The organism is Micromonospora vinacea (assembly GCF_015751785.1).
Lineage (GTDB): Bacteria > Actinomycetota > Actinomycetes > Mycobacteriales > Micromonosporaceae > Micromonospora > Micromonospora vinacea.
Map to the genome: position 1 here is coordinate 6,757,331 of NZ_JADOTY010000001.1, position 13,140 is coordinate 6,770,470.

At 69.1% G+C, this 13,140-nt stretch carries 9 protein-coding genes and 1 pseudogene; 8 read left to right on the top strand and 2 right to left on the bottom strand.

From position 1 onward, the window contains the following. The first annotated feature begins 173 nt into the window (after nt 1-173). The 3 genes and pseudogenes from zwf to IW249_RS31505 form a co-directional block, all read left to right on the top strand. Nucleotides 174-1,667, top strand: coding sequence for a glucose-6-phosphate dehydrogenase (gene zwf, locus IW249_RS31495; RefSeq protein ID WP_196924116.1), 1,494 nt, complete (start codon nt 174-176; stop codon nt 1,665-1,667). Between the two features lie 259 nt (nt 1,668-1,926). Then, nucleotides 1,927-3,738, top strand: a complete 1,812-nt coding sequence (locus IW249_RS31500) for a hypothetical protein (protein WP_196924117.1) — start codon at nt 1,927-1,929, stop codon at nt 3,736-3,738. 255 nt (nt 3,739-3,993) lie between these two features. Continuing rightward, a pseudogene (locus tag IW249_RS31505) lies at nt 3,994-4,371 on the top strand (DUF4240 domain-containing protein); the annotation flags it as partial. A gap of 260 nt (nt 4,372-4,631) precedes the next feature. Here IW249_RS31505 and IW249_RS31510 read toward each other — a convergent pair. Beyond that, nucleotides 4,632-5,078: a DUF6896 domain-containing protein gene (locus IW249_RS31510; RefSeq protein ID WP_196924118.1), complete on the bottom strand. Its 447-nt coding sequence runs from the start codon at nt 5,076-5,078 to the stop codon at nt 4,632-4,634. On the opposite strand from IW249_RS31510, the gene IW249_RS31515 reads away from it, so the two are divergent. Then, nucleotides 5,060-6,220: an epoxide hydrolase family protein gene (locus IW249_RS31515; protein WP_196924119.1), complete on the top strand. Its 1,161-nt coding sequence runs from the start codon at nt 5,060-5,062 to the stop codon at nt 6,218-6,220. The two genes, IW249_RS31510 and IW249_RS31515, sit on opposite strands and share 19 nt — an antisense overlap. Before the next feature lie 254 nt (nt 6,221-6,474). Here IW249_RS31515 and IW249_RS31520 read toward each other — a convergent pair whose 3' ends face one another. Next, nucleotides 6,475-6,852 carry a hypothetical protein gene (locus IW249_RS31520; protein WP_196924120.1) on the bottom strand — a complete coding sequence of 126 codons (378 nt, stop codon included), beginning with the start codon at nt 6,850-6,852 and terminating at the stop codon, nt 6,475-6,477. Nucleotides 6,853-7,681: 829 nt separating this feature from the next. On the opposite strand from IW249_RS31520, the gene IW249_RS31525 reads away from it, so the two are divergent. From IW249_RS31525 to IW249_RS31540, 4 genes are read left to right on the top strand one after another with little or no spacing between them, the layout of a single operon-like run. Beyond that, the gene (locus IW249_RS31525) at nt 7,682-9,823 is read left to right on the top strand and encodes a molybdopterin oxidoreductase family protein (protein WP_504871062.1); all 2,142 of its coding nucleotides are present in this window, start codon (nt 7,682-7,684) and stop codon (nt 9,821-9,823) included. A 16-nt stretch (nt 9,824-9,839) separates the two neighbouring features. Further along, nucleotides 9,840-10,187 (top strand): molybdopterin oxidoreductase, encoded by a 348-nt coding sequence (locus IW249_RS31530; RefSeq protein WP_196924121.1) that lies wholly within the window; start codon nt 9,840-9,842, stop codon nt 10,185-10,187. Beyond that, entirely contained in the window at nt 10,187-12,781 is a 2,595-nt protein-coding gene (gene nirB, locus IW249_RS31535) for a nitrite reductase large subunit NirB (RefSeq protein ID WP_196924122.1), read from the top strand. The genes IW249_RS31530 and nirB overlap by 1 nt, the downstream gene beginning before the upstream one ends. Further along, nucleotides 12,781-13,110, top strand: coding sequence for a Rieske (2Fe-2S) protein (locus IW249_RS31540; protein ID WP_196924123.1), 330 nt, complete (start codon nt 12,781-12,783; stop codon nt 13,108-13,110). The genes nirB and IW249_RS31540 overlap by 1 nt, the downstream gene beginning before the upstream one ends. The last annotated feature ends 30 nt before the right edge of the window (nt 13,111-13,140 follow it).

Genomic DNA, 13,140 nt, shown 5'->3' on the forward strand with positions numbered 1-13,140 from the left:
CCGAATCGCCACCGAGTCGCCTACCCGTCAGCCCGGCATGCGACGCTCAAGCTCCAAGACCAACGGGCCACGCCGCGTGGCCCCCGGACGCCACCGCCATAGCCGCACAATTCCTGGCATGACAGACGGCACCCACTGACCCCACACCCCTTGTGCCCGGAGGAACGCAGACCATGGACCACACCTCTCAGCTCATCCAGGAGCGGAGTGCCCCGCCGGCCACGCTGGTGATCTTCGGTGCCTCCGGTGACCTGACCCGGCGTAAGCTGCTGCCCGCAATCGAGAGCCTGGCTCGGCACGAGCGGCTCCCGGACCAGTTCGCGCTGGTCGGCGTCGCGCGCACGTCGATGACCGACGAGCAGTTCGCCGAGAGCGCCCTCGGCGAACGCACCCTCGCCAGCAAGCGCCAGCTCCAGGGCGGCGTGCGGTACGTGGCCGGCGGCTACGACGACCCGGAGACCTACAAGCGGCTCGTGGAGACCCTCGACGAGTTGGACGCACAGCGGGGCACCTCCGGCAACCGGCTCTTCTACCTGTCCACTCCGGCCGGGGCGTTCGAGCCGGTGATCCACGGACTGGCCGGTGTCGGGCTCAACCAGCCACGCGAAGGCTCCTTCTCCCGCCTGGTCATCGAGAAGCCGTACGGGCGCGACCTGGTCACGGCCCGCGAGCTCGACGGCGTCGTGCACAGCGCGTTCGACGAGCACCAGGTCTTTCGTATCGATCACTATCTGGGCAAGGACACCGTCCAGAACGTGCTGGCGCTGCGCTTCGCGAACTCGATCTTCCAGCCCATCTGGGATCGCTCCTGGGTCGACCATGTGCAGATCACCGTCGCCGAGACCCTCGGCGTCGGCAGCCGCGGTGGCTTCTACGAGGACGCCGGCGCGATGCGGGACATCGTGCAGAACCACGTGCTCCAGGTTCTCGCGCTGGCACTGATGGAGCCACCGGCCTCATTCGAGGCTGAGGGCCTACGCAACGAAAAGGTGAAACTGCTGCAGGCGATCCGGCTCCCCACCGACCGGGACATCGCCGAGGCCGCGGTCCGGGGACAGTACACCCGGGGCGGCACGCGGGAGGAACTGATGGCCGGCTACCGCGACGAGGCCGGCGTCGACCCCCTGTCGCGGACCGAGACCTACGCCGCGATGCGGCTCAACGTGGACAACTGGCGCTGGGCCGGGGTGCCGTTCTACGTACGCACCGGCAAGCGGCTGCCGGCCCGGCTCACCGAGGTGGCACTGCAGTTCCAGCGGCCGCCGCACCTGCCGATCCCGACCGACCAGCTCACCGGCCTCGATGCTGACGCGCTGATCCTGCGGATCCAGCCGAACGAGGGCATCTCGCTGCGCTTCGGTGCCAAAGTGCCGGGCCACTCGTTCCGGGTCCGCACCGCCACAATGGAGTTCTCCTACGACCAGACGTTCGTCGAGGAGTCCCCGGAGGCGTACGAGCGTCTGCTCCTGGACGCGTTGATCGGTGACGCGTCGCTGTTCATCCGCAGCGACGAGGTGCAGCAGTGCTGGCGGATCGTCGACCCGATCATCGACAACTGGGAGAAGGACAACTCGCCGATCCCCACCTACGAGGCCGCCTCCTGGGGCCCGACCGACGCCGACCGGCTCATCGGCCGGCACGGCCGCAAGTGGCGCAACTCCGCATGACCCTGCCACATCGAGTGTGACCACGCTGCTGAGCCCGATCGCTTGGTCGCACCATCGACGCGCAGCGGTGGGTGGGAGCCGGCTCGCACCCACCGCCGGCGTCATCTGTCGCGACCCGGACAGCGTCCACATGCTCAGCAATGTGGGCGGCACCAGGTGCATCGCGCCTGGTCGAACTGAGGCAAAGCTGGCACGGCGGTCGGACGCGAAAACCGCAATTCCGTAAAAATAGCCGCACTAGGTGCGTAACGTGCCGGACATGTTCGCTCGCACAACGCGTAACCTGTTGCTCACAGCGCTCGGGATGGGCATGCTCGCCGGTGCCGGTCAACTCGGCATCGCGTTCAGCCTCGGCATCGTCCAGCTCGCCGGCGCCTCCACCGGCGCCGCCGTCAACCAGTGGCCTGCACAGCTCGTCTGGGTGGCCTGGTTCGCGGCACACGCCGCCGTAGCCGGCACCGTCGTCGCCGCACGCCTGGCCCGCCGGTACGGGGCGCTGGGGAGCACGGGCAGATTGGTGGCCGTCGCCGCCGCCGCCGCACTGGGCGCCACCGTCGTGGCGCCGCTCTGCATCCGGCCGGCCCAGGCCGCCGAGCGCTTCTCTGTGGACCCGATCTGGGCCCTCGGCATCTGCGCGACCCTCGGCGCGCTGGTTGGCGCGGGTGCCGCGATCGCCGTACTGGTGAAGCCGCCGCTGGGTTGGAACATGGCAGCAGTGGGCGGCGTCGTTTGGCTGCTGGCGCTCGTCTCGGTCGTCCCGTCGCTCGCAACCGCCGGGCCGTTGCCCACCGTACGGCTCGGTGTGCTGGAGCCGGCCTGGCTCGACGCCGACGCGGCACACCGGCTGGCGATCCTGACTCTGCCGTCGGTGGCCCTGCTCATCGGCGCGGCGACCAGCGGGCTGGCCCGCTGGCGCGGGCATCCGCCGCTGGTCAACGGCGTGACCGGCGCGGCCGGCACGATGCTGGTCGCGTTCACCTATCTGACCGCCGGTCCCGGCGACGCCGTCGACCGGTACCAGATCACGCCGTACTACGGGGCGCTGCTCGCCGTCGCCGCCGGTGTGCTCGGCTCGGCCGCCGCCGCGTCGTTCCGATGGCCGCTCCTGCCGCGCACCGCCGAAGCACGGGTCGCCGAGTCAGCCGACATCCTCGGCCCGCTGGCCGCCGGTCCCGCCGTGCGGCAGGCCACGAGGCCGGCCGTTGGTGGTACAACCGACGAGCCGGAGCCCGTCGACCTGGCCGGCACGGGGCCGGTCGCCGGCGCGACCGCAGCGAAGCTCCCGACCGCAGCCGAACCGCTGGGCTTCGGTGCACCGGTTGTTACCGCCGCATTGGCCGCACCCGCCGACCTCGCCACAGTGGCCGACCTCGACGACACCCCGGCGACATCGGAACCGGCCTCCGCGACGGCGGCCCACCTTCCCGCGGGACCTGGCGGGGACGGCTCCGGGACGGCGGAGGCGGAGGTCGACAACACCGAGCCCGAAGGGATGCCGCCCGACGGGGGCCTCGTCGCTCCGGGGACCCTCCGGATGTACCAGCCGCCGAAGACCGACCGGACGCGGGTTCAGGCGATCTGGCCGGTCGTTCCGGCGCGGCGGGTGCCGCCCTCGGCCGAGCCCGCTCCGGGTGCCGAGGCGACCCAGTCAGCCGGCACGCAAGAGAGGCCCGAACCGGCGCTCCCACCTCGGCTCCGGCCGCCACTACCCAACCTGAGCCGGGCCGCGAACTGGGACGCCCTCGCGACCGCCCGGCGCGCCGGGCCGACGCGCACGACCGATGCCGCGCCGGCCCGCCCCGCCGGGACCGACCCCGCGCCGGCCCACCCGGCATCCGTCGTCGAGGCGGGACGGGCCAGCGGGCGGCTGGGCCTGTTCCGGCGCAACAAGTCCCGGGCCGACGGGAACGGCGCGCGCACCCCGGCGGACGGCGAGCCGCTGCCGAGACAGGACGCGGAGTTCGTCGACTGGGTGACCCAGCTGGGCAATCCGGTGGCGGACAACGAGCCGGATCAGCAAGGCGGTCACCGGTCACTCCGCTCCACCGGCAGCCACCACAGCGGCCGTTAGAAGTTCTTAAGTACTCCGGCCGCACCTGGTGGAGTTCCACCGCGCCGGCCCACTCCGTCCGGCTGATGCCCCCCTCGTCGAAGTGCGACCGTAAGGATCGGAGCAGGCGCAGGTGTGGACGCGAGGCGGCCACCGCCATATCTGAAGTTATGTCCACGTGCGGAAGCAGATCCAGCATGATTGCGGGCACCACCCCACGCCGGATGAGCCGAGCAGAAATCACGGCCCCGATGACCGCACTCGGCGACATCACCGCAGGGCATCCTCGAGTTCCAGGAGCTGTTCGATCAGCTCCATGACGCCCTCTATCGCTGGGACGTGTGGGCGGCTGCGTACCTGATCGGCGGGGGATGCTCGGACGACAGCTTCATCGATTTCCGGGCGGGGGTCATCGCGCTCGGGCGCGAGTGGTACGAACGTGTCCTGGCCTCGCCCGACGGACTGGCTGACCATCCCGTGGTACGACAAGCGGCGATCGAGGCAGATGACGGCACGCTGTTCGCCGAGTCGGTGAACTACGTGGCCAGCGAGGCCTACGAGCAGGTAACGGGTGGTGACGACGATGCCTTCTACGAGGCGATGAAGGCCCGCCGGCACAGTGCGGTCGGCGTTGACGAGGCCCGCGGTTCCTGAGTGATCAGCAGCTGGAAGTACAGCGGCCCAGACAGGATCGCCATCGCCAGTTCCAGGTCGAAGTGGGGTGCCTTGACAGTCCTTGGATGACCCTCGCGAGTTGGAGCTCTCGACGTCCCCAGCAGCCCGCTCCCGCTGGCAGAGCCGCTACGAATGGCGGTCGACACCGGACAGCCCAGGCACCCACCCAGCGGCAGATCCGGATTCCTGCGACGTGCGATGGTTCAAGGCGGACGGCGGTTGGCTGCTGTGTGGGTGTCTCAGGCTGAGCCACCTGAAGCATCAGGCAACGCGAACCAGCGGCCCTCGACCACCTCGCGTAGGTGACCCGCCCGGGCAAGGCGGCTACAGGCCTCGACGATGTCCTCATGGTTGTAGCCGTCATCGGCGGCTTCATCAAGGAACCAGCGAACGCGCCAAGCGTCGAATGCTTCAACCGCGCACCCGAGGACGGGATCGGTGACCAAGTCGACGTCGACTTCTCTACCTTCGGAGCTGACCATGCGGCACCCTGCGCCGTGGACGGTGTACCCGATCCCGCTACGGGTGAGGCCCTCCCGGGGCAGTTCCCGCCGCGAGCGAACCGCTGTCAGAAGATCCGCGATGTCCGCGATGGGAAGCAAGTCGGCAAGTAGCCGACCACGAATATCGCGCAAATCAGCGGCGAACCGCCGAACAGCGGCAGTCGGTGAAGCATCCCGCGCCATGCGTCGAGTATGAGCGTGTCTCAGCTGACGAAGGCGGCTATTTGTTCGGCCCGCCGGTGCTGGGTCTCGCTGAGGCTGCCCGCGTCGTCGCCGACCGGGCTTTACCTGCTTGTCGTGCGCAAACCGGTGGTGAGGGCACCGAGCCGGGTTACCTGCGCGAGCTGCTGAGCCAGTGGCAGGGTTTCGATTGGCCGGCCTTCGAGAAGACGCTCAACGAGCTGCCGCACTACCGATTCGAGGGTACGCATTTCGTCCACGCCCGCGGCCGGGGGCCAGACCCGCTACCTATCGTGCTCACCCACGGCTGGCCCGGCAGTTTCCTGGAATACCGCGACCTCATCCCGCTGCTCACCGAGCCCGACGACCCGGCCGACGCTTTCGACGTGGTGGTGCCGTCGCTGCCGGGGTTTAAGTTCTCCGACTGGCCGGCATCCCCGGGCGTGGTCAACGCCCTCGTCGCGGACCGCTGGCATCGGCTGATGACCGAAGGGCTCGGCTACCGCACGTTCGCCGCCCACGGCAGCGACCTCGGCGCGGGCGTCACCACGCAGCTCGCCAAGCTGCATCCGAGGAGTGTCACCGGCATCCTCCTGAGCGCCACGGCGATGCCGCGGCCGCAGCAGCCGTGGAGCGACGCGGAGCAGCGGTACCTCGCATGGATGGACGAGTGGCAAGCCGCCGAGGGCGCTTATGCACATCAACACGCGACGAAACCCCAAACCTTGGGGTACGGGTTGACCGACTCCCCCGCCGGGCTGGCCGGCTGGATCGTCGAGAAGTACCGCGACTGGTCGGACAGTCACGGCGACGTCGACGCACGGATCGGCCGTGCGCACCTCCTCGCGACGCTCACGCTCTACTGGGCCACGGGCACCATTACGCCGTCGATCCGGATGTACTACGAGCACCGCCGGCAACCCACGCCGGTGACCGAGCGAATCCCGGTGCCGGCCGGCTTCGCGCTCTTCCCCAACGAGTTCGTGCCGCTGCCTAAGCCGCCGCGTGAGCTGGCCGAGCGTTTCTACCAGGTCGAACGCTGGACCGAGCTGCCGCGCGGCGGACATTTCCCGGCCATCGAGGAGCCTCGGCTGCTCGCCGAGGAGCTGCGAGCGTTCTTCCGCCCGCTGCGCGCGCAAGTGTGACCCGTTCGCGCAGCGCAGCGCTCTGACAACAACTGATGGCCAACGCCGACCAGATGGTGAGGGCCTCCGCCGAGGAGGAAACTCGTCGGTATAACTCAGCCGATGGATGCCATCGCCGCACCGCTGAAGCCTCATCATGGTGCCGGTGCTGTGGGGTCGTAGACGGAGACCCCCGGAGAGATCCGCGGGCCTCCGTCTCCATTACCGTTCAGTGGCTGCGATGTTCGTGCAACGGCGCTGCAAGAACTGCCGCACTAATGAGTTACAGGCTTCCAGCCGGAACAGGTGTCATCGCCCCAATCGTCCTCGCAGACCTGGATCTTTGCGACATAACCAGAGAGGTTTCCGCTCCTGCACCCGCCAGCCGACCCATCACTGTCCCAGTATTTGGCGTCAAATCCCCCAATGTAGTTTTCGTAGCTGTCGCGGAATTGTGCATAAACGCCGTTGCCGTCCTTCTCCACGTCGCATACCTCGAACCAGTTGCTCCAGGCTGGGTTGGTTGCGGCGTAGTCGCTACCTTCAAAAGCGTATGTGTTGGCGGCCAAGGCTGGACTTGCGGCGGACAATGCGAGCCCAAGCGCGGCGAGCGCCGTAAAACCTACTCGCGCCCGTGTCCTGCGTGTGGTCATTCCGTGAACCTCCTATGGGATGTTAATAGCGGCGGGATCAGAGTCAGCGGGCACGCACGTCGATGAACAATGCCTACACTCCCCGCGTTGCGAGCATTCTCCCGGTTATAACTGTCGGGGCGCCAAACGTTTGCCGGAGAAGGAAAAGCTGCTGGTCACGTGCCTTCGAGGTTCGCCCTCCGGGGTTACGCGTAGTGTCCGATAGCGCAGGCCATTAGCAGAGCAACCAGGAACACGTCGCGTTCCGCCCCGCTGCTCAACAGCGCACATCACCACCACGACTCCGGCGGATCTTCGCCGAGTTCCTCGCCGGCATCGGCCTCTTCGCCATCGCCGAAGGACTCACCGCCAACCACGTGGCTGTTGGCCGCTCAGCACGCCCCGCTCACAGAACAGACGCACCGCTGGCTGCTCACGCTACGCAACGACCCCACTGAGGAAGCATCCGTGCGTCAGGCCGCAGCCGCGCCTCAACGGGATCTGAAGCCCGCACACCCTTAAACGCGCCACTCCGCACAACCACGGCAACGCCGATCCGGCCGGCACATCGTCCAGACGGCGTCACGCGACGAGGAAGACATCGGCGACAGCACCACCCGCGTCAGATGCACCCACCCGCCGAGCGACCGCCCACCTCAACCAGGCGCGGAATCAGGCGAACCGAGACGCCGGCGCCAGCCCTGGGGAACATCTCCCGGGTCCGGTTGAGGATCTCGAAGCAGCGTTTGAGTGGGCCACGAAGACCTCCTGGTTGGCGGAGCAGCCGAGGGTCGCAGAGCGTTACGACCTCGGTATGGATCGGAAACAGTGCCCGGCAAACATCGGACGGGTGAGCGCATCGTCCATGATCGATACGCACTGCCCCTACTGCGCCATGCAGTGCGGGATATCCCTGACGATCGGCGACGGGCCGCCTCTGCTGGCGCCCAACGACTTCCCGGTCAACAGGGGCGGTCTGTGCGCCAAGGGATGGACTGCTGCCGACCTTCTCGACCACAGTGACCGGCTGCTGAGCCCGCTCGTCCGTAAGGATCCCGCCGACCGCACCAGCCCGTTGCGACCGGCAAGCTGGGACGAGGCCCTCGACCGTATCGTCGACGCCATCCGTACCAGCCAACACCGGTACGGCCCCGACAGCGTCGGGGCCTTCGGTGGCGGCGGGCTGACCAACGAAAAGGCGTACGCGCTGGGCAAGTTCGTCCGGGTGGCGCTGCGGTCGGCGTCGATCGACTACAACGGCCGGTTCTGCATGTCGTCCGCGGCGACCGCTTCGAACCGCTCCCTCGGGATCGACCGTGGCCTGCCGTTCCCCCTGGCCGACATCGCCCAGGCGCAGGCCGTGCTGCTGGTGGGCGCAAATCCGGCTGACGCGCTGCCGCCGTCCATGCAGTACTTCGACGCCGGACGGGCCGCCGGCGCGCGGCACGTCGTCGTCGACCCCCGCCGTACGACCACCGTGGGGGGAGCTCATCTCCACCTGCAGCCACTGCCGGGCACGGACCTCGCACTGGCGAACGGGCTGCTGCACGTCGCGATCCGCGAGGGCCTGGTCGACGAGACGTACGTGCGCGACCGTACGAGTGGCTTCGATGCGGTCCGGGCCACCGTCGCGGCGTACTGGCCGGACCGGGTGGAGCGGATGACCGGCGTACCGGAACGGGACCTGCGGGAGACGGTACGGCTGCTGGCGACCGCGACGTCGGCGATGGTGCTCACCGCTCGCGGCGCCGAGCAGCACAGCAACGGCACGGACACCGCGCAGGCGTACCTCAATCTGGCCCTCGCCCTGGGCCTACCCGGACGGCCCTTCTCCGGCTACGGCACGGTCACCGGGCAGGGCAACGGGCAGGGTGGCCGCGAGCATGGACAGAAAGCCGATCAACTGCCCGGCTACCGGCGCCTGGACGACCCCGCGGCGCGCGCACACGTCGCGGCCGTCTGGGGCATCGACCCGGACGAGCTGCCCCGGCCCGGCCGGTCGGCTTGGGAGATGCTCGACCGGCTCGGGACCGACGACGGAGTACGCGTGCTGCTCGTGTTCGCCAGCAACATCGCCGTGTCGGCCCCGCACACCAACCGGGTGATGGACCGGCTGCAGGCCCTGGACTTGCTGGTCGTCTCCGACATCTTCCTCTCCGAGACCGCAGCCGTGGCCGACGTGGTGCTGCCCACGGCTCAGTGGGCGGAGGAGGAGGGCACGATGACGAACCTGGAGGGGCGCGTCATCCGCCGTAAGCGGGCCCTGTCGCCGCCGCCGCAGGTCCGCACCGACCTGCGGATGCTCGCCGACCTCGCCGGTCGGCTCGGGCGCGGCCGCTACTTCGACGACGATCCGCGCCGCGTCTTCGACGAGTTGCGCCGGGCCAGCGCCGGCGGGACGGCCGACTACGCCGGAATCACGTACGAGCGCATCGAGGCGGAGCAGGGAGTCTTCTGGCCGTGCCCGAGCGAGGACCATCCCGGTACGCCGCGGCTGTTCACCGACCAGTTCCCGACCGCCGATGGGCGGGCGAAGTTCTTCCGGGTGGAGCACCGCGATCCGGCGGAACTGCCCGACGCCGACTATCCGTATGTGCTGACCACCGGCCGCAACATGCAGCATTACCAGAGCGGCAACCAGACCCGCAGGGTCGCCGCCCTGACCATGGCGCTGCCGGATGCCCGGGCGGAGCTGCATCCGGACCTCGCCCTCCGGCACGGCATCGCCGACAACGACGTGGTGGAACTGCGCAGCCGACGCGGGCGGGCTCTCTTTCGGGCGCGCCTGACCAACGGCATCCGCCGCGACACCATTTTCGCACCGTTCCACTGGGCCGGCAGCTCCGCGGTGAACGCGCTGACCGACCCGGCGCTGGACCGCCATTCGCGGATGCCGGCCTTCAAGTCCTGCGCGGTGTCGATCGCGCGCGCGGGCGGCCCGGACGACACGGACCTGTTGACCACCCGACCGCCCAATCCAGCACCTCAATGAGCAAGGGAGCGTCGCTGTGCACACCACTCCCCGTTTCTTGCAAGGCGTCTACAGCTTTGAGGGCAAGGGCCTCGACCGGCCCGGGCTCGTCGACGGCACGCTCAGCTACGTGGTGCCAGGCGGCGTCGTTGCCCAGCCGGTCTACTTCCGGGGCGGCAATGCCAGTGATGAGCTGATCTGTGTCCTGCTCATGCGCGACGGCCAGCCGATGCGGTACTTCCCGATCGGCGCCAAGTCCGACGTCCACGTGCCGCTGCGGGTGGTCGAGGACCTCGACTCCGGCACCGGTATCGAGGTGCACGTGGCGGCGCCCGCCGGGGTGTCCGGCACCGTGATCGTCGACCTGGGGCTGGTCGAGGTCTGATGGACGCCGTCGACCAGCGCCGGTGCCTTGTCGTGGTGGGCAACGGGATGGCCGGCGCCCGCACGGTCGAGGAGATCCTCGAACGCGGCGGGGGCGACCAGTTCGCCATCACGATGTTCGGCGAGGAGCCGTACGGCAACTACAACCGCATCCTGCTCTCCAACGTGCTCTCCGGGGTCGACGACGAGGCGGGCATCTTCCTCAACGACATGTCGTGGTACGCCGAGAACGGGATCACCCTGCACGCCGGCACCCGGGTCATCCGCATCGACCGCTTCGCGCGACGGATCTACGCGGACGACGGCACCGAGACGCCGTACGACAAGCTGATCATCGCCACCGGCAGCCGGGCGTTCGTCCCGCCGATTCCCGGCATCCACCGCCCGGGGCGCGGCTACCACCAGGGGGTGTTCGCATTTCGCACCATCGACGACACCCGCAACATGATCCGGTACGCCCGCGAGCATGAGCGCGCGGTGGTGATCGGCGGCGGCCTGCTCGGTCTGGAAGCCGCCCGCGGCCTACAGAATCACCTGGCCCACGTGACCCTGGTGCACGCCGCCGGCCATCTGATGAACGCTCAACTGGACGCTCAGGCGGGGGCGATCCTGCGGCGCAGCATCGAGCGACTCGGCATCGAGGTCGTCCTCGGCGCGCACACCACCGAGGTGCTCGGCAAGCACGCCGTGACGGGAGTCAAGCTCAAGGACGGTCGGACCGTGGCCTGCGACGTCGTCGTCGTGGCCGCCGGCATCCGGGCGAATGCCGAGATGGCCGCGACCAGCGGGCTGCCGGTGGAGCGGGGCATCGTCGTCGACGACCAGATGCGCGTGCAGGACGAGGTCGACATCTACTCCGTCGGCGAGTGCGTCCAGCACCGCGGCGAGACGTACGGCCTGGTGGCTCCGCTGTGGGAGCAGGCGCGAGTGCTCGCCGACCACATCACCGGGACGAACCCGAACGCGGCGTACCACGGCTCTCGGCTGGCCACGAAGCTCAAGGTAGCGGGCGTGGACGTGGCTTCGATGGGCCTGAAGGAGGCGGAACGCGACGACGACGAGACCGTCGTTTTCGCCGAGCCGCGCAAGGGCGTCTACAAGAGCATCATCATCCGCGACGACCGGCTTGTCGGCGCGACCCTCCTCGGCGACGTGCAGAAGGTCGCGTTCCTCATGCAGGCCTTCGACCGTGGGCTTGCCCTGCCGAAGGAGCGGGTCGAGATGTTGTTCGACCTCGGCGCGCCGTCGGCCGACGTGAGTGCCGCGGAGCTCGGCGACGACGTGCAGGTGTGCAACTGCAACGGCGTCACCAAGCGGGCGCTGGTCGACACCGTGCAGGGCGGCGTGAAGACGCTCACCGGTGTCATGGACGCCACCCGTGCCGGCAAGGGCTGCGGGTCGTGCAAGGGCCTGGTCGCCCAGATCGTCGAGTGGGCCGCTGACGGCAAGGTCGAGGACGACCCGGCCGCGAGCTGGTATGTCCCCGGTGTGCCGATGCCCAAGGCGGAGCTGATGGCGGTGATCCGCGAACACGGCCTGAAATCCGTCTCCGCGGTGTTCGCCACCCTCGTGCCCGGCGGCGAGGAGGACGCGAAGAGCAAGATGGGCCTGGCCTCGCTGCTGCGGATGATGTGGGGCGACGAGTACGTCGACGAACGCGACGCCCGCTTCATCAACGACCGGGTGCACGCCAACATCCAACGAGACGGCACCTTCTCGGTCGTCCCCCAGATCAAGGGCGGCGTGACCACACCGGCGCAGCTCAAGCGGATCGCCGAGGTGGCCGAGAAGTACTCCGTACCACTGGTAAAGATCACCGGCGGCCAGCGCATCGATCTGCTCGGCATCCGCAAGGAAGACCTGCCGAGCGTGTGGGCGGACCTCGACATGCCGTCCGGGTACGCGTACGGCAAGAGCTTCCGGACGGTCAAGACCTGCGTCGGCTCCGACTTCTGCCGCTTCGGCGTCGGCGACTCCACCGCTCTCGGCATCGCGATCGAGGATCGGTTCAAGGCCATCGAGGGCCCCGGCAAGATGAAGCTTGCCGTCACCGGCTGCCCCCGTAACTGCGCCGAGGCGTACGTGAAGGATCTTGGTGTGGTCGCCATCGACGGCGGCAGGTGGGAGATCTACGTCGGCGGGGCCGCCGGCGCCCACGTCCGCAAGGGGGACCTCCTCGCCGTCGTCGACTCGCCCGACGAGGTCATCACGCTGACCGGCCGGTTCCTGCAGTACTACCGGGAGAGCGCGAACTGGTTGGAACGCACGTACGCGTGGGTGCCGCGCCTCGGCATCGACCACATCCGGGCGGTGGTCGTCGACGACAGCGACGGCATCGCGGCGCGGCTCGACGCGGCCATGGCTGCCTCCGTCGCCGCGTACCGGGACCCGTGGCTGGAACGGCGCGACCCGGTCACTCCAGGGCAGTTCCGCACCTCCCTTCCGTTGGCGGTCCTGCCTCAGGTGCCGGTCCGCGACACCGTACCGGTCGCTGTCCCGGGGCCGGTGGTGCCGTCGATCGGCTCCGCCGTGCCGGGGGGCGGCTCGGCCGACAACGGGAACGGTGCCGGTCCGGCATCCGCGAGGCGGGTGTGATGGCCAGGCTCGTCGCCGTGGAACACCAGCTCGGGCCGGTCGACGAGATCCCCCTCGGGGAGGGACGTGCCTACGCCGTGGGCGACGACATGATCGCCGTCTTCCGGCTGCGTGATGGCAGCCTGCGCGCGGTGTCGGCGGTCTGCCCACACGCCGGCGGGCCGCTCGCGGACGGCCTGGTGGATATGAAGGTCGTCGTCTGCCCCCTGCACCAGAACACCTTCGAGTTGGCGACCGGCTGTTCGACCACCGGCCAGTCCCCACTCACCGTGTACCCGGTCCGCGCCGACGCCGACGGACGCCTGGTGGTGGGTCTGCCGCCGGCCTGAGGAACGAAGCAATCACGGTGTCGAGCGGAC